Consider the following 23,719-nt stretch of genomic DNA (forward strand, 5'->3'; position numbering starts at 1 on the left):
AGGAGAGAGCCATGACCAATCCGATTTCACCCCTGGTCGGGCCGGGAAGCCAGCCCGGCGAAGAAGACGGCGCGACACTGAACTACCTGCAGATGCCGTCCGGCATGATGACCTTCGCCGTTCCTGATCTTCCCGAGTCGGAGCAAGCCGAGGGGCTGGAGGCCGGGAAGGCCGTTCTGGAGACCGTGCTGGCGATCACCCGCGGGGAGGAAGTCGAGGGCATGGTGGATCTCACCTCCATCGATGCGGTCAACCTGGAGTTCGTCAACCAGGTGCTGGGTGAGGGCGAGGTGTCCGTGATCGCGGGCAGCATGGCACAGGCCCAGGAATCGGTGCTTGCCGGTGTCTGGCGCGTGCGCGAGACCGGCGAGAGCGGAGATTTGCTGCGGGATTACCTAGAGGTAGGCGACTTCCCGTCGCGCATCCTCGCCCATGCTTTCACCGGCGCCAAAAACAGGGTTCCCATCGCAAGTTCCTTCGGACCGAACATCTTCAATGCGCCGCCATTGCTGCCGGAAATCAACGACCATATAGACGGCGCAGGCAGCGAGACCCATGTCATCAATCTTTCGCTGCTGCCGCACACGGAAGAGGACCTTGCCTATCTCAATGATGTGCTGGGGCGCGGCATGCTCACCATATTGTCGCGCGGCTACGGGAATTGCCGGATCACCGCGACGGATACCGAAAATGTCTGGTGGGTGCAGTTCTACAACTCACAGGACACGATGATCCTGAACACGATCGAGATCACGTCGATCCCGGAGGTGGCATGCGCCTCGCCGGAAGACATCGCCGATTCCGCGGAGCGGCTCGACGAAATCTTGGAGATCTACCGGTGAACGAGCATTTCTTCGGCGGCTCATATGGCGGCGACGCTTCGAAGATCGGGCCGAAAACGAGGCTGGAATGCAAGATATGCTGGCATATCTACGACCCGGAGGAGGGCGACGCCTATTGGCAGATACCGCCGGGGACGCCTTTTTCCGAACTGCCCGACCACTGGACCTGCCCGGAATGCGACAGCGCCAAGTCCGGTTTCATGGTGGTCGAGGGGAACTGAATGACCGATGCTGCCGACATCGCGGAGACACTCGAAGCCTGCTTCGAGGAGATACGGACAAGCCGCATGGCGGGTGTGCCGATCCTCAACGAGGCCCTGTCGGTAAAGGCGGTCGGCGGATGCCGCTGGAACGGATACTGGCTCTGCGTGCTGGTCACACCCTGGTTCATGAACCTGATGCTGGTGCCGGACGAGGCGGGCGGGGAATCTGCCGTACCGGGAGCCAAGCGCAATTTCGTCTTTCCCGCCGGTTCGTTCGAGTTCATACTCGGTTCCGAGGACGGTATCGGCTCCTACTGGATGTGTTCGCTGTTCTCCCCGGTGCTGGAATTTTCCGACCAGGAGACGGCGGAAGCCGCTGCGGCCGCGGCGCTCGAAGCCCTGTTCGAAGGCGGCGGCGAAACGGATGCCTCGGAAGAGGCGATGGCCCGCATGTGGCGGGGCGAGATTCCCGCGCCCGCCGAACCGGACGCCGAACTGGCGGAAGATGAGGCGGATTGCGGGAAGCCGGTGGCCGGGACAGATGTCAGCCGGCGCCAGTTCCTTTCCGGCGGACGGCGGGAGGCGCGACATGAGCCTTGAGGGCCGTGTGGATATCGTGCTGCCGCGCGAGAATAACGGCGCCGTTGCTGTGCGCTACCATCCGCCCGCCGACATTGCGGCATTACTCGTCGGCAAGCGCCCCGAAGAGGCCGTGCGGGCGGTATCCGCGATCTACGGCATTTGTGCCAATGCACAGGCGCACGCCGCCGTGCTGGCGCTCGAAGCGGCGCTCGGTATCGAGGCGACGCCGGTCACCGTATCCGCACGGGCGCTCGTGACCGCGATGGAGTGTCTGCGCGAAAACGTGCTGCGCATCGCGCTGGACTGGCCGCGGTTGACCGGCACAGAGCCGATCGGCGCGTCGGTGCGCAATGCGATCGGCTTCGTGCCGGAAATGCGGAGAGCGCTGTTCGGCGAGACCGATCCGTTTGCTCCGGGGGCGCAGGCAAGCCCCGATCACGGCGCCGCAGACGCGGTCATCGCGGATGCGGAGATCCTGCTGGAACAAGCGATATTCGGCGAGCCGCTCGACCTCTGGTCCCGGCGGCGTGGGAACCTGGGCATTCTCTCCTGGGCCGTCGGCACGCAGACGCCGGCCGCGGACCTGATCGTTCATCTCGTCGAGCGGGGATGGGTCGAGGCGGCGGATGAAGAAAGCGAGCGTGCGGATTTTCTCGACGCGGCGATCCTTGCCGGGTGCGCCCAGCCGGCGAAGTCCACTGTTCCGGAAACCACGCTGTTTTCACGGCGGGCGCTGGCGGGGCCCGTGTTGAGCCTCGACAGTTCCGGGCTGGGTGCGCGCTACGTCGCACGCCTCGCGGAGCTTGCCTGGCTCCCCCGCGAGATGAAACAACTGTTAGAAGGGAAGGATGTTCCCGATACCGTATCCAGACTTTCCGACGGTCGCGGCGTCGGAATAGTCGAGGCGGCGCGCGGGCTATTGGCCCATCGCGTGCGCCTGGAAGAAGGACTGGTGACAGAATACCGGATCATCTCGCCGACAGACTGGAATTTCGATGCGAAAGGGGTGGCCGCACGATGTCTTTCGGCGCTCGATGGACATGGCGATGCGGATGAAAAGGTCGAACTGGCCCATCTCGTTGTCAACGCGATCGACCCTTGCGTCGCCTACGAAGTGAGACATTGCTGATGCACGAGATGTCGATCTGTGAAAGTATTCTCAACGTGCTCAAGGATCAGGCGCGTGAGCAGGAATTCGAGTCGGTGAACAGGGTCTGCCTGGAGATCGGACCGCTTTCCGGGGTGGAAGTCGAGGCATTGCGTTTCGGGTTCGATGTCGTGATGCGGGGTTCGATAGCCGACGGTGCCAAGCTCGATATCGTCGAAACGGAGGGCGCTGCCTTCTGTCTGGCCTGCGGAAAGCAGGTTGTCATTGCCGCGCGATACGATCCCTGCCCGGAGTGCGGGTCGCACCAGTTGCAGGTGACTGGCGGGGACGAATTGCGGATCAAGGAACTGGAGGTGAACTGATGTGCACGGTTTGCGGATGCGGAGAGGGCGAGACCCGGATCGAGAGCGGGGACAAGGCAGGCGGCCATCACCATCACCACGGGGACAGCCATGCCCATGAACACGGGCATCACCACCATGGCGAGCACGGCGTGATCGACTATGGCGCGGGCGAGGCCGGCGCGGCAGTGCCGGGGATGAGCCAGGGCCGGATGATCCAGCTGGAACATGATATCCTTGCCAAGAACAACGCCTATGCTGCTGAAAACAGGGCGTTTTTCGCAGATCACGGCATCCTCGCGCTGAATCTCGTTTCAAGCCCCGGCTCTGGCAAGACCTCGCTGCTGGTCAGGACGATCGAGATGCTGGGTGACAGGCTTCGGCCCTATGTCGTGGAAGGCGATCAGCAAACGGCAAACGACGCCGAGCGGATCCGCGCGACCGGCGCGCCGGCAATCCAGATCAATACCGGCAAGGGATGCCATCTCGACGGCCACATGGTTGGCCATGCGGTCGAGCATCTCGCGCCGCAGGACGGTTCGGTGGTGTTCATCGAGAATGTCGGCAACCTGGTCTGCCCCGCGGCCTTCGATCTCGGCGAGGCGCACAAGGTGGCGATCCTCTCGGTGACCGAGGGTGAGGACAAGCCGATCAAGTATCCCGACATGTTCGCCGCATCCGACTTGGTGCTGGTCAACAAGACGGACCTGCTGCCGCATCTCGATTTCGACGTAGATGCCGCGATTGCCAATGCCCGCAAGGTCAATCCGGCGATCAAGGTTCTAAAAGTGTCCGCGCGAACGGGCGAGGGCATGGACGGGTGGATCGCCTGGATAATGGCGGCGCGCTCCATGGTGCTGGCGGGTCATCCGCTCGGCACGGCAGCGGAATAGGAGGACAATCCGATGTGTCTGGCAATCCCGGCAAAGGTGATGGCGTTGGAGGCGGGCGACATGGCGGTCGTCGCGCTGGAAGGCGTCAAGAAGCGGATATCCGTGGCGCTGCTCGATGATGTGGCGGTGGACGACTACGTGCTCATCCATGTTGGCTATGCGCTGCACAAGGTGAGCGCCGAGGAGGCGGAACGCACGCTGGCGCTGATGGCCGAGGCCGGGGTTCTCAAGGAGGAACTCGAGGAGATCACGGGAGGTGCGGCATGAAATATGTCAGCGAATTCCGCGCCCGTGACCTTGCAGAGAAACTCGCCGCGCAGATTGCGCATGAAGTCAGGCCAGATCGCACATACCACCTGATGGAATTCTGCGGCGGACATACGCACGCGATTTTCCGCTACGGGGTGCAGGACCTGATGCCCGAGAACGTGAAGTTCGTGCACGGTCCGGGCTGTCCGGTCTGCGTTTTGCCGGTTCGCAGGCTCGACGATGCCGTCGAGCTTGCCGAGAAGCATGGCGTGATCCTGTGCACCTATGGCGACATGATGCGAGTTCCGGGCACCAAGCAGCGCTCGCTTATCCGCGCAAAGGCTGACGGCGCCGATATCCGGATGATCTATTCCACGCTCGACGCGCTGAAGATCGCGCGCGAGAACCCTGACCGGGAGGTCGTGTTCTTCGCCATCGGGTTCGAGACAACGACTCCGCCGACGGCGGTCGCGATCATGCAGGCGGAAACCGAGGGACTGGAGAACTTCTCGGTCTTCTGCAATCACGTGCTCACGCCGGCCGCCATCGGCCATATCCTGGAATCGCCCGAGGTGCGCGATCTCGGCACGGTGAAGATCGACGGTTTCCTCGGGCCGTCCCATGTCAGCTCGGTGATCGGTTCCGAGCCATACGAATTCTTCGCTGAGGAATTCGCCAAGCCCGTCGTCATCGCCGGTTTCGAGCCGCTCGACGTGATGCAATCGACGCTCATGCTGATCCGCCAGATCAACGAGGGGCGTGCCGAGGTGGAAAACGAGTATGCGCGCGTCGTCACGCGGGAAGGAAACCTGAAGGCGCAGTCGCTGGTCTCGGATGTATTCGAACTGCGCCAGAGCTTCGAGTGGCGCGGGCTGGGCGAGGTGCCGTACAGCGCGCTGCGCATCCGCGACACTCACGCGGCGCTGGACGCGGAAAAGCGCTTCACCGTCTCCGAGAAAAAGTCGCGCGAGGTGAAGTCCTGCGAGTGCCCGGCGATCCTGCGCGGGGTGAAGAAACCGACCGACTGCAAGCTGTTCGGCACGGTGTGCACGCCGGACAACCCGATGGGCTCCTGCATGGTATCATCCGAAGGCGCGTGCGCTGCCTACTGGACCTATGGCCGGTTCCGGGAAACGGCGAAGGAAGCGGAAGAGGCAGCGGCATGAACGCGGTCGACGGAAAGATCGCCCTGCGGAGCGGCAATGTGGACATGACGCATGGCGGCGGCGGGCGCGCCATGGCGGATCTCATCCGCGACCTGTTCCGTCGCCACCTGCACAATCCGATCCTCGACCAGGGCAACGACGCAGCACTGTTTTCCGTTCCCGAGGGGCGGCTGGTGATGTCGACCGACGGCCATGTCATTTCGCCGATCTTCTTTCCGGGCGGGGACATCGGGTCGCTCGCCGTGCACGGTACGCTCAACGACGTGGCTATGTCGGGCGCGCGACCGCTCTATCTCACCGCCGGTTTCATACTCGAGGAAGGATATCCGCTCGCGGACCTGGAGCGCATTGTCATGTCGATGGCACGCGCGGCCAAGGAGGCGGGCGTGCCGGTCGTCACCGGAGACACCAAGGTCGTAGAGAAGGGCAAGGGCGACGGGGTATTCATCACAACGACCGGGCTCGGCGTCGTGCCGGAGGGCGTGCATGTATCGGCCGAGCGGGCTGCGCCGGGCCAGGCAATCCTGCTCTCGGGCACGATCGGCGATCATGGCGTGGCGATCCTGTCGAAGCGCGAGAACCTCGAATTCGAGACCGAGATACTGTCGGATTCCGCCGCGTTGCACGGACTTGTCGCGGAGATGGTCGCTGCCGTTCCCGGCATCGCCGTGCTGCGCGATCCGACGCGCGGCGGCGTGGCGGCCACGCTCAACGAGATCGCGCGGACGGCCAATGTGGGCATGATACTCGACGAGGCCGCGATTCCCATGAAGCCGGATGTTTCGGCTGCCTGCGAACTGCTCGGGCTCGACCCGCTCTATGTTGCCAATGAAGGCAAGCTTCTCGCGCTTTGCGCGGCGGAGGATGCCGACCGTCTGCTTGAAGCGATGCGGGGGCATCCGCTCGGCGCCGAGGCGGCGATCATCGGGACGGTGACCGAAGATCCTGCAAATCTCGTCCAGATGAAGACCGGTTTTGGCGGCACGCGGGTTGTCGACTGGCTCGCCGGAGAGCAATTGCCGAGGATATGCTGACCTATGCGCATCCTGTTTCTTTGCCATAGCTTCAACTCCCTCAGCCAGCGGCTGTTCGTTGAACTGCGGATGCGAGGTCACGAGGTGTCGGTGGAATTCGACATCAATGACGCTGTGGCAATGGAGGCGGTGGAACTCTACGAGCCGGATATCGTCGTTGCATCGTTTCTCAAGCGGGCGATCCCCCGCTCCATCTGGGAGAGCCGGATTTGTCTCGTCGTGCATCCGGGCCCCATCGGCGACGGTGGGCCTTCGGCGCTGGACTGGGCTATACTGGAAGGCAAGCCGGAATGGGGCGTCACGGTGCTGCAGGCCGAGAGCGAATTGGATGCCGGTCCTGTCTGGGCGCACCGGAAATTCGCGATGCGGGATGGTCGCAAGTCCAGTCTCTATCGCCACGAGGTAACGGACGCCGCCGTCGAGGCCGTGCTGGAAGCGATCGGAAAGATCGAGGCGGGCGACGCTCCGTCAAACCTCCATGCAATGGGTGTTGCGCCGGTCTGGCGTGTCGGGGCGAAACAGGCCGACCGGGCCATCGACTGGCGGAACGACGATACGGATACCGTGCTGAGAAAGATCGCGTCGGCGGACGGGATGCCGGGCGTGCGCGATACGCTGTTCGATGAGACCGTTTTCCTGTTCGACGCGCATCGTGCGGACGGGCTTTCGGGCGAACCGGGTGCCGTCATAGCGCGTTCGGGCGGCGCGATCGCGCGTGCGACACGCGACGGCGCGGTGTGGATCGGCCATGTGCGCAAGGCGAGGGACAAGGCGATAAAGCTGCCCGCGACCTCGGTTTTTCACGCCGAGGCCGAAAGCCTCCCGGAACGGCCCGGTTACGAGGATATCCGTTACGAGGAATTGGGAGAGGTCGGGTTTCTGCATTTCGCCTTTTACAATGGCGCGATGGGGACGAGGGCTTGCGAACGGCTGCTCGAAGCCTGGCGCGAGGCCTTGAAACGGCCGACAAGGGTGATCGTGCTGATGGGCGGGCCGGATCACTGGTCGAACGGTCTCAACCTCAACCTTATCGAAGCGGCAGCGAGCCCGGCCGACGAATCCTGGGCCAATATCAACGCGATGGACGATCTGGCCGAAGCCGTTATCCGCGCGACGGACCGGATCGTCGTCTCGGCTGTCGGCGGAAATGCCGGTGCGGGCGGCGTGTTCCTGGCGCGTGCGGCCGACGAGGTCTGGCTGCGGCAAGGCGCGGTTCTCAATCCGCATTACAAGGACATGGGCAACCTGTACGGTTCTGAATTCTGGACCTACCTGCTGCCTCGCCATGCCGGCGCGGAGAATTCGAAACGGATTGCCGCGGCAAGACTGCCCATGGGCGCGCGGGAAGCCTTGTCGCTGGGACTTGCGGACGAGATCATTCACACCAGCCGCGAAGACTTCGAGGAAACGGTGCGCGACATGGCGCAGCAACTTGCCGGCAACGGCACTCTCGATGCGCGGCTTCGCGACAAGGCGGAGCGTCGCGCCCGCGACGAGGCGGTAAAGCCGCTCGAACAGTACAGGGCCGAGGAGTTGCAGCGCATGAAGCGCAATTTTCACGGGTTCGATCCAAGCTATCACGTTGCGCGCTACAATTTCGTCCATAAGGTGCCAAAGTCGCGAACACCGATTACAATCGCGCGGCATCGCGCAAATGGCGCGAACACGCAGTCCGGGAGGAGGGCCGCATCATGACCGAGGTCTCGGCAACGGCCCCGACCATTCTCGTCATCGACGACGAGGTCCGTTCGCTGGAATCGCTTGCGCGTATCCTGGACGACGATTTTGATGTGCGGACCGCCGCGACCATCCGCGAAGCCACCGAAGTGCTGGAAACCGAGTGGGTGCAAGTCATCCTGTGTGACCAGCGAATGCCGGAACAGACCGGCGTGGAGTTTCTGAAGTCGGTGCGCACCCGGTGGCCTGACGTGATCCGCATTATCGTATCGGGCTATACCGATGCCCATGACATCATCGACGGGATCAACGAGGCCGGCATATTCCAGTACATCACCAAGCCGTGGCATCCCGAAAGCCTGATCCTGACGCTGAAGACTGCCTGCCGGCTCTACCAGTTGCAGCGTGAAAACGAGCTGCTGGCGATCGAGCTGAAAATGTCGCCGGCGGGCGCGCGCCAGAAAGTCCGTGACCGGCGCGAGCAGCTGCGCCGGGACTACGATTTCGACGACGGCATCATTCGCGGCGAGGAAAGCCCGATGAATGCCGTCTGCGAAATGCTGAAGCAGGTCGCGCCCTACGATGTGCCCGTGCTGCTGACGGGGGCGTCGGGGACCGGCAAGGAACTGGCCGCGCGGGCGCTGCACTACGGCTCGCTGCGCTGGAACAAGCCCTTCGTGGTTGAGAATTGCGGCGCGCTGCCCGACGAACTGCTGGAAAGCGAACTGTTCGGCCACAAGCGGGGCGCGTTCACGGGCGCGGTGGAAGATCACATGGGGCTCTTCGAGAGGGCCAACGGGGGCACCGTGTTCCTTGACGAGATCGGCGAGGTTTCGCCGGCCTTCCAGGTAAAGCTGTTGCGCGTCCTGCAGGAAGGGGAGATACGCCCGGTCGGCAGTACGCGGACGCGCAGCGTCGACATAAGGGTGGTCGCGGCCACCAACCGCGATCTCGACGAGGAAGTGCGGGCCGGGCGGTTCCGCGCCGATCTGTATTACCGGCTGGCCGGGATGGTGATCCGCATTCCCGACCTGAAGGACCGCCGTTCCGACATTCCCGTTCTGGCCCAGGCATTGCTGGCACGCGCCGTCGGCCAGCTCGGCAAGCAGGTGACGGGCTTCAGCCGGGAAGCGATCGACTGCATGTGCAACTACAACTGGCCGGGCAACGTGCGCGAGATGCAGAACGAAATCCAGCAGATGCTCGTCATGGCGCATGAAGGCAGCGAGCTTGGCGCGGACCTGCTTTCCCGGCATATTCTCAGGGCGGATCCTGCAGACGCCGATGAAGCCGGCACCATGAATGTCGAGGCGATCGCGGGCATCGAGGGGACGCTCAAGGAGCGCATAGAGGCGCTGGAAACACGCATAATCAGGGAGACGCTCATCCGCCACCGCTGGAACAAGTCCCGCGCCGCCCGCGAATTGGGGCTGTCGCGGGTCGGGCTCCGTTCCAAGCTGGAACGCTACGGACTCGACAACGTCAAGCCGCTGCCGGCATCGCGCCGCTCGGCCGGTTCGACGGGATAGCGGCGCATGCTCAGTTCCATGGACAAGAGCGGCCCGTTCGCGGGAAAGCTGCCCAGGGGAAAATCCCTGCCGATCGGGGACGGCGGCGAGGATGTCTGGATCGACGTCATCCAGAAGATGGACGAGGTCTATGCCGAACTCGTCCGTTCGCAAACGGAACTCGAGGAGAAGAACGTGCGCCTCGAGGAAGCGCACGATTTCATCGGCTCCGTGCTTGCCGCCATGACGGATGTTGTCATTGTCTGCGATGCCGATGGCCTGATCCAGCAGGTGAACCCGGCGCTGGAAAGCGCGGCAGGGCGACGCGAGAGCGAATTGCTCGGACTGCCGGTGACGGACATTTTCGACGAGGCGAGCCGTGCGGCGGTTGCCGGCTTCCTGCCGGAACTCAAGAACAGCGGCTCGGTTGCGCAGCACGATGTCTGCCTCGCCGGGCCGGACCAGGGCAACGCGCTGGTCTCTGTCAATTGCACGCCGCGGCGCGACAGCCGCGGGCGGCTCGTCGGCATGGTGTTGGTCGGACGGCCGATCGGCGAGTTGCAGCGCGCCTATCGCGAACTCGATGCCGCGCACCAGAAACTGACGCAGACCCAGCAACGCATGCTCGTATCGGAAAAGATGGCTGCGCTCGGCCGGCTGGTTGCCGGGGTGGCTCACGAATTGAACAATCCGATCAGCTTCGTCTTCGGCAACATGTACGCGCTGAAACGCTACGGGGAGGCGCTGACGCGCTACCTGGCGGCCTGCGATGAAGGCGGCAGCCGCGAGGAGATGGAGGAACTGCGCAAGCAGCTGAAGATCGATCGGGTGCTGCATGACATCGGGCCGCTGGTCGATGGCACGCTGGAGGGCGCGGAACGCGTCCGGGACATCGTGCAGGACCTTCGCCGCTTCTCTTCCAACCAGGAGGAGACACTGGAGACATTCAACGTCACTCGTCTGGTGCGCACGGCGGCCGACTGGGTAATCAAGACACAGAGGGTCAAGCCGTCCGTGCGGCTGGACATTCCCGACAAGCTCGAGATCCGGGGGCGCAAGGGACAGCTGCACCAGATATTGGTCAACCTGGTCCAGAACGCTGCCGATATGCTCGAAGGCAATCCGGGCGGCGAGATCGTCATATCGGGCGAGAAGGTCGATGGCGAGGTCGTCATTCGCGTCGTCGACAACGGCCCCGGAATTCCGCCGGACCGGATCGACAAGATATTCGAGCCGTTCTTCACCACGAAACCGATCGGCGAGGGGACCGGCCTTGGCCTCTATGTTTCCTATAACATGGCCGTCAAGCAGGGCGGCGACCTGACGGCGGCAAACCGCCCGGAAGGCGGCGCGGAATTTACGGTAAGGGTACCATTCGATGACAATGCACCGGCGTAGAGAGCCCCTGCGGCTCCTGTGGCTGCAGTCCGGCGGCTGCGGCGGCTGCACCCTGTCGCTAATCGGCGCCGAGGGGCCGGACCTCATTGCGACCTTCGAGGCGGCCGGTATCGAGGTGCTTTGGCATCCCTCACTGAGCGAGGCCAGCGGCCGCGAGGTGATCGAGATACTGCAACGCATTGTTGATGGGGAGGAGACGCTCGACATTCTCTGCCTGGAGGGCGCGGTGATGCGCGGACCGAACGGAACGGGGCGTTTCCATATGATGTCGGGGACGGACAGGCCGGTCATGGACTGGGTCGCGGAACTCGCCGCGAAAGCCGGGCACGTGGTGGCGGTGGGAAGTTGTGCCGCGTTCGGCGGGATCACTGCCGCCGGCGCGAACGAGGTCGAGGCGTGCGGGCTCGCCTATGACGGCCAGCGGGAAGGGGGGCTGCTCGGCCCGGATTTCCGGTCGCGGTCGGGCATGCCGGTGATCAACATCGCGGGTTGCCCGATTCATCCCGGCTGGCTTACCGAAACGCTGCACTCGATCGCCGCCGGGCGCTTCGGCGCGACCGAGATCGACGAATGGGAGCGGCCGCTGTCCTACACGATGCATCTCGTTCACCACGGCTGTGCGCGTAACGAGTTCTACGAGTTCAAGGCAAGCGCGGAAGAGCTCTGCGACATGGGATGCATGATGGAAAATCTCGGATGCAAGGGCACGCAGGCGCGCGCGGACTGCAACACACGCGCATGGAATGGCGGGGGATCGTGCCTCGACGGCGGCTATCCCTGCATCAATTGCACGGCGCCGGGCTTCGAGGAGCCGGGGCACAGCTTCACGCGGACCCCGAAGGTGTCAGGCATACCGGTCGGGTTGCCGACCGACATGCCGAAGGCGTGGTTCGTCGCGCTTGCCTCCCTTTCCAAGGCAGCAACGCCGCCACGGCTAAAGGAGAACGCAGTGGCAGACCATCTGACACGATCCCCGGTCGACCGGCAGAAGAAACGATGACACGGCTCGTCGTCGGCCCTTTCAACCGCGTCGAAGGCGATCTCGAAGTCAAGCTCGAGATCGGGGACGGGCGTGTCGAGAAGGCGCATGTGGTATCGCCGCTCTACCGCGGCTTCGAGCGCATACTCCTGGGCAAGCCCCCGGCAGATGCGCTGGTCTATGCTCCAAGGATATGCGGGATATGTTCGGTGTCGCAGTCGGTTGCCGCCGCAAAGGCTCTTGCGCAGGCCCAGGGACTGGCCATGCCGCCGAACGGGGAACTGGCGGTCAATCTCGTCCACGCGACGGAGAACATTGCCGACCACCTGACCCATTTCTACCTGTTCTTCATGCCCGACTTCGCTCGCGAGACATATTCGCGCGAGAGCTGGTTCGCCGCCGCGCGGGAACGCTTCACGGCGATCAAGGGAACCGCGGCCGAAGACATGCTGCCCGCCCGGGCGCAGTTCATGCACCTGATGGGGCTGCTCGCCGGCAAGTGGCCGCACACGCTGTCGATCCAGCCCGGAGGTTCCACGCGCGCCGTTACCAATGGAGAAATCGCGCGGATGAGTGCGATCCTGTCGGCATTCCGCCGGTTCCTCGAACGAACGCTGTATGGCGATACGCTGGAGCGGATCGCATCCCTGTCGAGCGTGGCGGAACTGGAGGGATGGGCAGCCGAAAAGGCTCCCGAGTCCAGCGACTTTCGCCATTTTCTCTCGATTTCCAGACATCTCGACCTCAGGCGGCTGGGGCCGTCTGCGGGTCTGTTCATGAGCTTCGGCGCCTACACGGTGGACGGTGCAACGCTGTTCCCGCGTGGCGTTCACGACAATGGCCACCTGGCGCTCGATATCAACGCGATTGCCGAGGATGTCAGCCACGCAATGTACAGGAGCGGCGCGGACGCGCTGAAACCCTTTGACGGCGAGACCGTTCCGGACATCGATCGCGAGGGCGCCTACAGCTGGTGCAAGGCACCACGGCTGAACGGCAAGATCGCGGAAGTGGGCGCATTGGCACGTCAGCTCGTGAGCGGGCATCCGCTTGTGCTGGATCTCGTGTCGAAGGATGGCGGGAACGTGCATGCGCGGGTGGTGGCGCGCCTGCTGGAAGTCGCGCTGGTCACCATGGCGATGGAGGGCTGGGTCAATGCCCTGAGATCCGGCGAGCGGTTCATCCGGCATGCGGACATGCCGGACAGCGCGGAGGGCGCCGGGCTAGCCGAAGCTGCTCGCGGCTCACTCGGCCACTGGATACGGATCGAGGGGGGACGGATCGCCAACTACCAGATCATCGCCCCGACGACCTGGAATTTCTCGCCCCGCGATGCGGACGGTACGCCGGGGCCGCTGGAGCAGGCGCTCGAGGGCGCACCTGTGCGATCGGGCGAGACGGAGCCGGTTGCCGTGCAGCATATCGTCCGGTCATTCGATCCATGTCTCGTGTGCACAGTGCATTGACGAATGCGTCGGGCAGAACCGTCGGGCGCAGAATCCGCGTACGCGGGCTGGTGCAGGGCGTCGGCTTTCGGCCGCATGTCTGGCGCCTGGCGCGGGAAGCCGGGCTGGCGGGACACGTGCTGAACGACGGCGCGGGCGTCGAGATCGAGGCCTGGGGCGACGAGGTCCTGCTCGACGCGTTCATGGAGCGGCTGGAGGCCGAGGCACCGCCGCTGGCCCGCATCGACGGGATCGGTCACGAAAGGCTCGAGGGTGCGCCGCAAATCGCCGAGTTCAGCATAGCGGAAAGCGCGGAGGGCGTTGTGTCGACAGGCGTGGTGCCGGACGCGGCCACCTGTCCGCAGTGCCTCGCCGAGGTGATGGCCCCAGCCGACCGCCGATACGGGTATGCGTTTACCAACTGCACCCATTGCGGGCCGCGGCTCTCGATCGTCCGCGCCATTCCTTATGACCGCGCAAGTACATCGATGGCCGTATTCGAGATGTGTCCCGACTGCGCGCGTGAGTATGCCGATCCGGCAGACCGCCGGTTTCATGCCCAGCCGAATGCATGTCCGACATGCGGTCCCAATGTGTGGCTGGAGGATGTGTCGGGAATCGTGGATTGTACCGACCCGATCGCCGAGACCGCAGCGCGGCTTAAAGCGGGCGGCATTGCCGCAATCAAGGGGATCGGCGGGTTCCATCTTGCATGCGACGCGACCAGCGAGGATGCGGTCGCCGAGTTGCGCAACCGCAAGCGACGTGGCGCCAAACCGCTCGCGGTGATGGCGAAGGATACGAGTCAAATCAGGCGCTTCTGCGCGGTGACTGAAGCGGAACTGGAACTGCTTCAAGCAACTTCTGCACCGATCGTGCTCCTGCCGAAATCAGGCGAGCCGCTTGCGCCGTCCGTCGCGCCGGGACAGCGTCGGGTCGGATTCATGCTGCCCTATACACCACTGCATCATCTGCTTCTGACGGCCGCAGACGTCCCGCTGGTCATAACTTCCGGCAACTTGTCCAACGAGCCCCAGGCAATTGAGAACGAGGAGGCGAGGACGAAACTCTCAGGAATCGCCGACTGCTGGCTGATGCATGACCGGGACATCGTCAATCGGCTGGACGATTCCGTCATGCGCGTGGACGTGCCGGGTTCGCAGGTGCTTCGCCGGGCACGCGGCCTCGCGCCTGAGCCGATCCCGCTCGCGGTGGAGTTTGCATCCGCGCCTCCGGTCCTGGCCGCGGGAGGGGAGCTCAAGTCGACCTTCTGTCTGCTCAGCGGCGGAAACGCGGTGGTTTCGCAGCATCTTGGTGATCTCGAGGAAGCGGCGACGCATGCCGACTACCGCAAGGCGATCGCCCTCTATCGTGACATCTTCCGTTTCGAACCGGAGGTCGTCGCGGTCGATCTGCATCCCGACTATCTTTCGACGCAATGGGGGGAGGCGCTGGCAAGCGAAACCGGTGCGCGGCTGGTTCGCGTGCAGCACCATCACGCGCACATGGCAAGCTGCCTTGCAGAACACGGTATCGAACCGGGTGACGACCAGACGCTCGGGATCATACTCGACGGGCTCGGTTTCGGCACGGACGGGACTATTTGGGGCGGCGAAATCCTGCTCGGCGGATATGACGGCTTCGAGCGGGCCGCCCGTTTCGATCCCGTGGCTCTGCCCGGCGGGGCGCAGGCAATGCGCGAACCATGGCGCAACCTTGTTGCGCAGCTGGCTTCGGCATTCGGCGATGGTTGGCGCTCGCGGATCGCGGGCACGGCGGCGGAGAAAACACTTCGGGACAAGCCAACAGACACCATCGAACAAATGGTCGCGCGCGGGATAAACGCGCCCTTGTCGTCGTCGGCCGGCCGTTTGTTCGACGCGGTGGCCGCTGCACTGGGCATTTGTCCCGACCGGCAGGAATACGAGGGGCAGGCGGCAATGGAAATGGAGGCGCTGGCCGAGCCGTGGCTGGAGAGGGCCGGCGGATATCCGGCCGGGATCGCAAAGCAGGGAAATATGCGGACCATATCGTGGCAGCCGCTCTGGGACGCTTTGGCAAGGGACCTGGACAAGGGCGTCGAACCCGGATTGATCGCGGCGAAATTCCATTGCGGGATCGCCAGCGCGCTCGCGGGGACGGCGATCGAGATCGCGGAGACGTCGAACGCGTTCCGCATCGCCCTGTCCGGCGGTGTGATGCAGAACCGCATACTGACCGGATTGCTTCATGCAACGCTAGCCGGGCGGGGATTCGAAGTGTTGGTGCAGGCGCGCGTCCCTGCCAATGACGGGGGGCTGTCCCTGGGCCAGGCGGTGATCGCGGCCCGCGCCTCCGATGCGTAACAGTTTATCCCTTGGCGTTGCTGGCGGCGTCGACTAATCACCGACTACCATGCAGGCTTCTTCAACGTCATCACCGCTGACTGCCGCCTTCTGGATGGGGGGCGCCATCCTGTCATTCGCATCCATGGCGATCGCGGGCCGCGAGATCCAGGCGGAACTGAACACTTTCGAGCTGATGGCTTACCGGTCTGTCGTCGGATTCGCGATTGTCTGCGCCGTCATCGCGTATTCGAAGCACGGTTTCGCACAGGTGAAATCGACGAAACCCGGCGTTCACGTGCTGCGAAACCTGTTTCACTTCACCGGACAGAACCTGTGGTTCTACGGTGTCGCGGTAATTCCGCTGGCCCAACTCGTGGCACTGGAATTCACCAATCCGCTGTGGGTCGCGGTCCTGGCGCCGCTCATGCTGGGCGAAAGCATGACGCGGGCACGGCTGATCGGCGCCATAATTGGATTCAGCGGCGTGCTGGTCGTTGCGCGTCCCGGTGTGGCTCCGCTCGAGACAGGCCATTTCGCGGCGCTGGGTGCTGCTGTCGGCTTCGCCATGAACACGATCTTCACCAAGAAGCTGATGCGGACGGATACGACGCTGTGTGTCCTGTTCTGGATGACGGCGAGCCAGGCGCTCATGGGATTCGCGCTCGCCGCTCCGGGTGGAATAACCATGTTCTCGCTTTCGATGGCGCCATGGATCGTGGTTGTCGGCGTTGCCGGCCTGTCGGCACACTACTGCCTGACTTCGGCCCTCGGGCATGCTCCGGCCTCGGTTGTCGCGCCGATGGAGTTCATCCGGCTGCCGGTTCTGGCGATTCTCGGGATGATGATCTACGGCGAACCGCTTGAGGTCGTCGTGTTCGTGGGCGGTGCGATCATCCTTGCCGGCAATCTCTACAACATCCACTCCGAGCGCCGTTTGCGGCGGCAGGGTTGAACCGCAATCCGATCCCGCCGCCAGCGCGCCTATTCGAGTTCACCGGACTCCCGCATTTTCTCCCAGCCCTCCTCGATCTGGTCGGGGACAAGGGGGTGGGCAAGCAGGTACTCGGCCGTCGAACCCTCGTGCCGCTGGCGGGCAAGGGTAATGGTGCTGTTCCACTCCTGGGGTTCGGCATCGCCGCGGCCGATCCAGTACAGCGCGACCAGCGCATCCTGCTGGTCATCGTTGAGCGCCTCGATCTCCTGGACGATTTCGGCGCGCGTTAGGTCGCCGGACAGCTCCTGCAGTGCTGCGGGAACCTCGTCGTCGCTGGGATTGCCGCCGGGATCGGATACATCGGTCTCCTCTCGGGCCAGCAGGGCGCGCATCCGCAGGATCAGACCTTCGAGTTCGCCACTGTCAATCGCGATATCGGCCATGTAGTCCTCCACGTTGCCAATTTCCTTGAAGCAAGATTAGACCGCGCGGGGACGTTTCCATTGATTTCTGTCAACCGGAGCCGGGCGAATTCGATGCGCGGTATCCTGCCGCGCCGGAGTGGCAGCGCACCTTTCGTGGCTCAATTCCCTCTTGCCTTTGACGACATGATCAGCATGGTATCGGTATCAAAGGGGACACAGTCTTGCTCGATTTTGCCATTGCCTGGGACTGGCTGACCTTCGCCGCGCGCTGGCTGCATGTCGTGACAGCGATCGCGTGGATCGGCTCGTCCTTCTACTTCATCGCGCTCGACCTTGGTCTCACGCAGAGGCCCGGGCTGCCCGACGGTGTTCACGGCGAGGAATGGCAGGTCCATGGCGGCGGTTTCTACCACATCCAGAAATACATGGTCGCGCCGCCGCGGATGCCCGAGCACCTGACCTGGTTCAAGTGGGAATCCTACATGACCTGGCTGTCGGGCGCGTTGCTGATGGCGCTGCTCTACTACGCCGGGGCGGAACTCTACCTTATCGACCGGAACGTGCTCGACGTGCCCGCCTGGGGCGCTATCGCGATCTCCTTGGCCTCCTTGACCGTCGGCTGGATCGTGTACGACCTGCTGTGCAAGTCGCCGCTCGGCAAGAGCGACACCGGACTGATGCTATTGCTCTATGTCCTGCTGGTGTTCATGGCCTGGGGCTACACGCATCTGTTCACCGGCCGCGCGACCTTCGTGCATCTCGGCGCCTTCACGGCGACGATCATGAGCGCCAACGTGTTCTTCATCATCATCCCCAACCAGAAGAAGGTGGTCGCGGCGCTGAAGGCAGGCGAGACGCCGGACCCGGCGCTCGGCAAGCAGGCCAAGCAGCGTTCGCTGCACAACAACTACCTGACACTGCCTGTCATTTTCCTGATGTTGTCGAACCACTATCCGCTGGCCTTCGCGACACCGTACAACTGGGTGATCGCCTCGCTGGTGTTCATCATGGGCGTGCTGATCCGGCACTATTTCAACACCCGGCATGCGCGGAAGGGAGAGCCGACATGGACGTGGCTGCTTACCGCCGTGATCTTCGTCATCATCATCTGGCTGTCGACCGTGCCGATCCGCCATGTCGAGGAGGACGCTGAACTGGCGACCCCCGCGGCTGAGCGGATGATGGCATCGGCACATTTCGAGGAGGCGCGCGACATCGTGCTGTCGCGCTGCTCCATGTGCCATGCCGCCGAGCCGGTGTGGGACGGCATTCACTGGGCGCCGAAGAACGTGCTGCTCGATACCGACATTCGCATCGCCGCGCATGCGCGGGAAATCTTCCTGCAGGCGGGTGTCAGCCACGCGATGCCGCCGGGCAATGTTACGGAAATTCCTCCAGAAGAGCGCGCCGTGCTGGCGCAATGGTACCGGACGCGCGGGGACACGTGAGCAAGCAAGGACTGTTCAGGGGGCGGCTACTCTGGTTCGAGCGCGAACCGGATGGCGCCACGGACGAAGACGCGTATCACTATATCGAGGATGGCGGGATCGCCGTGGCGGACGGGCGGATCGCCTGGTCCGGGCCGTGGTCCGCCCTGCCTGACGAGTATGGCGGCGTGGATTACATCGATCACCGGCCGTACCTTTTCATGCCGGGCTTCGTCGATTGTCACATCCATTTCCCGCAGGGGCAGGTGGTCGCGTCCTATGCGGGCAGCCTGCTGGAATGGCTGAACACATATACCTTCGTGGAAGAGCAGAAATATGCCGACCCGGACCATGCCGGGCGAATGGCCGACCGATTTCTCGACATGCTGCTGGCGCACGGCACGACCACGGCGGTGGCCTATGGCTCAGTCCACAAGGGGTCGGTCGATGCGCTGCTCTGCGCTGCTCTGAGGCGCAACATGCGCATGGTCGCCGGCAAGGTGATGATGGATCGCAACGCCCCTGAAGCCCTGACAGACACTCCGAAAACCGGCTATGACGACACCAAGGCGCTTATCGCCGCATGGCATGGCAAGGGGCGCGTCGAAGTGGCGGTGACGCCCCGCTTCGCACTGACGTCGACCGAGGCGCAGATGGAAATGGCAGGTGCGTTGGCCCGCGAGCACCCGGAATGCCTCGTGCAGACGCACCTGTCGGAGAACCATGTCGAAATCGAAACGGTGGCGAAGCTGTTTCCCTGGTCCAAGGACTATACCGACGTCTACGATCACTATGGCCTGTTGGGGCCGAAGACGCTGTTCGGTCACTGCATTCACCAGAACGCGCGGGAAATGGCGAGGATGGCGGAAAGCCGCTCCGTGGCGGTGTTCTGCCCGACCTCGAACCTGTTCCTCGGTTCAGGCCTGTTCAGCCTCGACAAGATGCGCACGACAGAGCCGCCCGTGCGTCATGCCATCGCCACCGATATCGGCGGCGGCACCTCGTGGTCGATGCTTCGCACTCTGGACGAGGGCTACAAGGTGCTGAACCTGCAGGGCCAGCGCTATCATCCCTTGCGCTCCTTCTACCAGGCGACGCTCGGCAATGCCGAGGCCATCGGGATGAATGACAAGATCGGCAAGCTGGAAGCCGGTTACGAGGCGGATTTCATCGTGCTCGACAGCGCGTCAAACCCGGCGATGGCGCTCCGGTCCGAGACGATCGCGACGCTACCGGAAGAGTTGTTCCTCCTGCAGACGCTTGGCGATGATCGCGCGGTGGTCGCAACCATTGTGTCGGGTATCACAGCGCACTCTCGCGGCAAGCTCTAGAACGGGATCAAGTTCAGGGCCGGCGATACAACAACAAGATGACCGGCCAAGAAGGGACGGCGCTGCCGGGTCACTCGACCCGGTAGCCGACCTCTTCGGACGATCGGCACAGAAGATGCCAGAACGACCGGGCGAAAGAGCGGAAGACATAGACGTCGAAGGCGTTTGGACCGACGCGCTGGATCCGGGCGGAAATGTCGTGATGGGCGGTCGCAAGGCCGTTTCCCCGCGCAAGTGCCTCGTCGGCAAGGTCGACCGCGAATATCTTCGCCAGCACCCAGCGGCTTTTCTCCCCGTCGATGCGGATGACGGTGCGGCCGTGGCCGAGATCAGTCACGGTTCCATGCCCTGCGACCGCCGTGTCGAGTGCCGCTGCGAGAGCCGGTTCCCCGCCGGAGACCAGCCAGCGGCGCGGCGCGATGTTGAAGGCCGATTTCTCGCCCTTGATCGTGCCCGAGCCGGGCGCGGTCTTAAGGGACAGGCCACAAGCCTGCCGGATCGCGTTGCGGATCTTCGCTTCCGAGCCGCGCCATGAAGCGACTTCCGCTATCGCGATGCCAAAGCGTTCCAACAGGACGACACCGGGACCGGTTCCGCCGATGGCGCCGAACTCTCCGTGTTCGTAGGCGCCCGAAAGCGGTGATTTCGCGAATTCGGGCCGAACCGGATCGGCAATGAAGGGCGGCAGGTCAGCCATGCATCCGCTCTCCCTTCGGGTCGTAGAAGTGATGGCTTGTGATTTCGATCGGAACATGGCTGCCCGACCGGGCGGGGTCGGTGGCAAATGCGCGGGTTCCGATGCGCGATTTCCCGTCTTCCACCAATGCCAGCCCGACATGCTTGCCCATGACGGGCGAGTAGCACGTCGCAGTCAGGTGACCGAGGCTGCGCCCGGGATCATCCCTCGAGCCTTCCACGACGTGACTTCCGCCGCGCAGCCGTTCACCCGACAGGGAAATTACACCGACAAGCGACCATCGTGACGGGGCGGTCAGGCCTTCCCGGTTCAACATGGCCGAGCCGATGAAGGGCTTCTTCTTCGAGATCAGCCAGTCGAGGTGGAGATCGCGCGCGGTGGTTCGTCCGTCGATCTCGGCGCCGGTGACATGTCCCTTCTCGATACGCAGCGCGCCGAGCGCCTCGAGGCCGTAGGGCTCGATGTTCCAGGGGCGCCCGGCTTCCATCAATGCGTTCCACACATGCGTGCCGTGATGGGCACCGCAATAGACCTCGTAGGCGCGCTCGCCGGAGAAGGAGAGGCGGCAGATCATTACCGGAATTCCGGCAACATCGCCGTGGACGATGCCCATGAAGGGCAGGGTGGCGTTGTCGACATTCGTGCCGGTGACGCAGGCGGCCAGCACTTCGCGGCTGTTCGGTCCGGCGATGGCCGCGCCGGCCCACTGGTCCGTGACCGAGGTCAGGTGGACCTTCAATTCCGGCCAGATGCAATCGAGATAGAATTCCAGGTGCTGCATGACGCGGCCGGCATTGGCGGTCGTGGTCGTCATCAGGTAGCGGTTTTCGGCGAGGCGCCAGGTCGTGCCGTCGTCGAATGCAAAGCCGTCCTCGCGCAGCATCAGGCCATAGCGGGCCTTGCCAACGGGCAGTGTCGAAAAGGTGTTGGTGTAGACGCGGTCGAGAAACTCGCCCGCGTCCGGACCATGTATGTCGATCTTGCCCAGCGTCGAAACATCGACGATGCCGACGTTGGCGCGCACGTTGCGTGCCTCACGGACATAGGCCTGATCGACAGTCTCGCCGGGCTTGTTGTAGCTTTCGGGCCGGAACCAGAGCCCAGCGGAATACATGCCGGCACCGTTCTCCACGTGCCAGTCATGCATCGGTGTCAGCCGCTCCGGGCGCAGCTCACCGTATCGCTCGGCGGCCAGCCCTCCGAGCGATACACCCGTGAAGGGCGGCCGGAAGCGCGTGGTGCCGACGTCCGGAATGGGCTTGCCGAGGGCCTCGGCCATGATCGCCATGCCGGCAACATTGGCAGTTTTCCCCTGATCGGTTGCCATCCCGAGCGTGGTGTAGCGCTTCAGGTGTTCGACAGAGTGGAACCCCTCGCGATGGGCAAGGCGAACGTCGTCGGCGGTCACGTCGTGCTGGAAATCGACAAATGCCCTCGGCCCCTTGGCGCGGATTTCCAAGATCGGGGCGGGCGGGTCGATTCCCTCGCCGGACGCCGACCCGGTCGCTTGCCACCTCCCGTTGCTTTCCGGTGGCAGAAAGGTCCGCAATTCATCATCCCAGACGGGTTTTGCGCCGGCCTGCGAGGCGAGATGCAGGACTGGCGACCAGCCGCCGGATACGAGGAGCGTATCGCATCGGATGTCCCGCTTCGCACCCGAGAGCTTGCCCGTTTCCGCGTCGAAAGCCTGGATGGTGATGGCGCGCAGCGATTGGCCGCCCGCCGTCGAGACGACCGCGTGGCCTCCAACAAGTTCGGCTCGGGCCTTGTCCGCCAGCGACTTGGCCCGCGCGCCGGGGGCGGGCCGCACGTCGACTATGGCACGGATGCGCGCGCCGAGGGCGCGGAGGCGGGCCGCAGTCTCATATGCGCTGTCGTTGTTGGCGAAGACGACCAAGTCGCTGCCGGGCAGGACGCCGTATTCGGCCGCGTAGCGCAACGCTGCGCTTGCGAGCATGACGCCGGGGCGGTCATTGCCGGGAAAGACGAGAGGGCGTTCCAGCGCGCCCGTCGCCAGCACCACGCTTTCCGCCCGAATGGTCCAGTGGCGATGGCGCGGTTCGCCGGGAGCCGGCCTTTTCTTGTGATCGGCGACCCGCTCCAGCGCGGCCAACGTATTGCCGTCGTACCAGCCCCAAACCGTAGTCCGAGGCAGGAGGCGGACGTTTGCTTTCTCTCGGAGCCCGGAGAGGACGGCGTCGGCATACATCATGCCGTTCGCATCGGCCCATTTGGCAGACCCGCCAAGGACGGCATCGGTCTCGCAGAGAATGACGCGTTTTCCTTCCGATGCCGCCTTCTGCGCCGCATCGAGTCCTGCAGGGCCCGATCCGACGACGAGCACGTCGCAATAGGCATTCATGCGCTCGTAGCGGGACGGATCGGCCTTCGTACCGGCCGAGCCAAGTCCGGCGGCGCGGCGGATGAAACGCTCGCAGAACATCCAGAAGCGGGTGCCCTTCAACGGGCCGATCACCGGCCCCATGAAGGTTTTGTAGTAGAAGCCGGCGCTAAAGAGCTTGCCCGCCAGCTGGTTGACAGCCATCACATCGAAGGCGAGCGACGGCATGCGGTTCTGGCTCTCGGCGACGAGGCCGGGATATATCTCCAGTTCGGTCGCCCGGACGTTCGGTTCGCGCGCGCCGTCGGTGGTGACGGTGACGAGCGCGTTCGGCTCCTCGTAGCCGGCCGACAGCAGGCCGCGGGGGCGGTGATACTTGAAGGAGCGGCCGAACAGCCGAACACCATTGGCGAGCAGCGCCGATGCCAGCGTGTCGCCCGCATATCCGCTGTAGCGTCTGCCGTCGAAGGTGAAGCTTACGGGGCGAGTACGATCGACGCGGCCGCCGGACGGAAGACGATGCGAGGTCATTTCCGCTTCCTCCGCGCCTGGGTGCCGGATGCAAGGCGGATATCGGAGATCTCGTGCGTCAGCGTGTTTCGCGTGACGATGACGAATCCGCGGCAGCCGCCCGAATGCTGCCAGTATTCACGATGCTCCCCGGCCGGATTCTCGCGGTCATAGACATAGGCGTTCCAGGCATCCTGATCCGTCGAGGACGGATCGGGGCGCGTCGCCGTCGCATCGCCGAAATAGGAGAACTCGGCGAGGTCGCGAGGGCCGCAGTGGGGGCAGGTTATGATCATGCTTGC

22 protein-coding genes are annotated in these 23,719 nt (G+C 63.9%); 18 read left to right on the top strand and 4 right to left on the bottom strand.

Annotated elements, in window-relative coordinates; genetic code table 11:
• Window positions 1-11: 11 nt before the first annotated feature.
• The 16 genes from HTY61_RS01970 to HTY61_RS02045 are packed head-to-tail and all read left to right on the top strand — an operon-like array spanning window position 12 to window position 16,704.
• Window positions 12-842: a hydrogenase expression/formation protein gene (locus HTY61_RS01970; protein WP_175275211.1), complete on the top strand. Its 831-nt coding sequence runs from the start codon at window positions 12-14 to the stop codon at window positions 840-842.
• Window positions 839-1,063 (top strand): rubredoxin, encoded by a 225-nt coding sequence (locus tag HTY61_RS01975; protein ID WP_175275212.1) that lies wholly within the window; start codon window positions 839-841, stop codon window positions 1,061-1,063. The genes HTY61_RS01970 and HTY61_RS01975 overlap by 4 nt, the downstream gene beginning before the upstream one ends.
• The gene (gene hybE, locus HTY61_RS01980; RefSeq protein WP_175275213.1) at window positions 1,064-1,645 is read left to right on the top strand and encodes a [NiFe]-hydrogenase assembly chaperone HybE; all 582 of its coding nucleotides are present in this window, start codon (window positions 1,064-1,066) and stop codon (window positions 1,643-1,645) included.
• A gap of 7 nt (window positions 1,646-1,652) precedes the next feature.
• Window positions 1,653-2,756: a nickel-dependent hydrogenase large subunit gene (locus HTY61_RS01985; RefSeq protein WP_175275214.1), complete on the top strand. Its 1,104-nt coding sequence runs from the start codon at window positions 1,653-1,655 to the stop codon at window positions 2,754-2,756.
• Window positions 2,756-3,097, top strand: coding sequence for a hydrogenase maturation nickel metallochaperone HypA (gene hypA / locus HTY61_RS01990; RefSeq protein ID WP_175275215.1), 342 nt, complete (start codon window positions 2,756-2,758; stop codon window positions 3,095-3,097). Before HTY61_RS01985 ends, hypA begins: the two co-directional genes overlap by 1 nt.
• On the top strand, window positions 3,097-3,969 hold the full coding sequence (gene hypB, locus HTY61_RS01995) for a hydrogenase nickel incorporation protein HypB (protein WP_175275216.1): 873 nt from the start codon (window positions 3,097-3,099) through the stop codon (window positions 3,967-3,969). The genes hypA and hypB overlap by 1 nt, the downstream gene beginning before the upstream one ends.
• 12 nt (window positions 3,970-3,981) lie before the next feature.
• Window positions 3,982-4,236: a HypC/HybG/HupF family hydrogenase formation chaperone gene (locus HTY61_RS02000; RefSeq protein ID WP_175275217.1), complete on the top strand. Its 255-nt coding sequence runs from the start codon at window positions 3,982-3,984 to the stop codon at window positions 4,234-4,236.
• Complete coding sequence (gene hypD / locus HTY61_RS02005) at window positions 4,233-5,384, top strand: hydrogenase formation protein HypD (protein ID WP_175275218.1); 1,152 nt, start codon at window positions 4,233-4,235, stop codon at window positions 5,382-5,384. The genes HTY61_RS02000 and hypD overlap by 4 nt, the downstream gene beginning before the upstream one ends.
• Window positions 5,381-6,418 (top strand): hydrogenase expression/formation protein HypE, encoded by a 1,038-nt coding sequence (gene hypE / locus HTY61_RS02010; RefSeq protein ID WP_175275219.1) that lies wholly within the window; start codon window positions 5,381-5,383, stop codon window positions 6,416-6,418. The genes hypD and hypE overlap by 4 nt, the downstream gene beginning before the upstream one ends.
• Before the next feature lie 3 nt (window positions 6,419-6,421).
• Window positions 6,422-8,113 (top strand): hydrogenase maturation protein, encoded by a 1,692-nt coding sequence (locus HTY61_RS02015; RefSeq protein WP_175275220.1) that lies wholly within the window; start codon window positions 6,422-6,424, stop codon window positions 8,111-8,113.
• Window positions 8,110-9,624, top strand: a complete 1,515-nt coding sequence (locus HTY61_RS02020; protein ID WP_175275221.1) for a sigma-54-dependent transcriptional regulator — start codon at window positions 8,110-8,112, stop codon at window positions 9,622-9,624. The genes HTY61_RS02015 and HTY61_RS02020 overlap by 4 nt, the downstream gene beginning before the upstream one ends.
• Before the next feature lie 6 nt (window positions 9,625-9,630).
• Window positions 9,631-11,001 carry a sensor histidine kinase gene (locus tag HTY61_RS02025; RefSeq protein ID WP_175275222.1) on the top strand — a complete coding sequence of 457 codons (1,371 nt, stop codon included), beginning with the start codon at window positions 9,631-9,633 and terminating at the stop codon, window positions 10,999-11,001.
• A complete protein-coding gene (locus tag HTY61_RS02030; protein ID WP_197945352.1) occupies window positions 10,988-12,001 on the top strand; it encodes an NADH-quinone oxidoreductase subunit B family protein in 1,014 nt (337 codons plus the stop codon). Before HTY61_RS02025 ends, HTY61_RS02030 begins: the two co-directional genes overlap by 14 nt.
• Entirely contained in the window at window positions 11,998-13,446 is a 1,449-nt protein-coding gene (locus HTY61_RS02035) for a nickel-dependent hydrogenase large subunit (protein ID WP_175275224.1), read from the top strand. The genes HTY61_RS02030 and HTY61_RS02035 overlap by 4 nt, the downstream gene beginning before the upstream one ends.
• Window positions 13,422-15,770: a carbamoyltransferase HypF gene (hypF, locus tag HTY61_RS02040; protein WP_175275225.1), complete on the top strand. Its 2,349-nt coding sequence runs from the start codon at window positions 13,422-13,424 to the stop codon at window positions 15,768-15,770. Before HTY61_RS02035 ends, hypF begins: the two co-directional genes overlap by 25 nt.
• Window positions 15,771-15,819: 49 nt before the next feature.
• A complete protein-coding gene (locus tag HTY61_RS02045; RefSeq protein WP_175275226.1) occupies window positions 15,820-16,704 on the top strand; it encodes a DMT family transporter in 885 nt (294 codons plus the stop codon).
• A gap of 29 nt (window positions 16,705-16,733) precedes the next feature.
• Here the strand turns inward: HTY61_RS02045 and HTY61_RS02050 are convergent, their stop codons facing one another.
• Entirely contained in the window at window positions 16,734-17,129 is a 396-nt protein-coding gene (locus HTY61_RS02050) for a DUF3775 domain-containing protein (RefSeq protein ID WP_175275227.1), read from the bottom strand.
• A gap of 203 nt (window positions 17,130-17,332) precedes the next feature.
• Here HTY61_RS02050 and HTY61_RS02055 point away from each other — a divergent pair, with 203 nt between their 5' ends.
• Both HTY61_RS02055 and guaD read left to right on the top strand, forming a co-directional pair.
• Window positions 17,333-18,559, top strand: a complete 1,227-nt coding sequence (locus tag HTY61_RS02055) for a urate hydroxylase PuuD (protein ID WP_175275228.1) — start codon at window positions 17,333-17,335, stop codon at window positions 18,557-18,559.
• Complete coding sequence (guaD, locus tag HTY61_RS02060; protein ID WP_246272897.1) at window positions 18,556-19,869, top strand: guanine deaminase; 1,314 nt, start codon at window positions 18,556-18,558, stop codon at window positions 19,867-19,869. The genes HTY61_RS02055 and guaD overlap by 4 nt, the downstream gene beginning before the upstream one ends.
• A gap of 70 nt (window positions 19,870-19,939) precedes the next feature.
• Here guaD and HTY61_RS02065 read toward each other — a convergent pair whose 3' ends face one another.
• The 3 genes from HTY61_RS02065 to HTY61_RS02075 are packed head-to-tail and all read right to left on the bottom strand — an operon-like array spanning window position 19,940 to window position 23,713.
• Window positions 19,940-20,566 (bottom strand): sarcosine oxidase subunit gamma, encoded by a 627-nt coding sequence (locus HTY61_RS02065; protein ID WP_175275230.1) that lies wholly within the window; start codon window positions 20,564-20,566, stop codon window positions 19,940-19,942.
• Window positions 20,559-23,438 carry a 2Fe-2S iron-sulfur cluster-binding protein gene (locus HTY61_RS02070; protein ID WP_175275231.1) on the bottom strand — a complete coding sequence of 960 codons (2,880 nt, stop codon included), beginning with the start codon at window positions 23,436-23,438 and terminating at the stop codon, window positions 20,559-20,561. The genes HTY61_RS02065 and HTY61_RS02070 overlap by 8 nt, the downstream gene beginning before the upstream one ends.
• Window positions 23,435-23,713: a sarcosine oxidase subunit delta gene (locus HTY61_RS02075; protein ID WP_175275232.1), complete on the bottom strand. Its 279-nt coding sequence runs from the start codon at window positions 23,711-23,713 to the stop codon at window positions 23,435-23,437. Before HTY61_RS02075 ends, HTY61_RS02070 begins: the two co-directional genes overlap by 4 nt.
• Window positions 23,714-23,719 lie beyond the last annotated feature (6 nt).

It is taken from the genome of Oricola thermophila (genome assembly GCF_013358405.1).
Lineage (GTDB): Bacteria > Pseudomonadota > Alphaproteobacteria > Rhizobiales > Rhizobiaceae > Oricola > Oricola thermophila.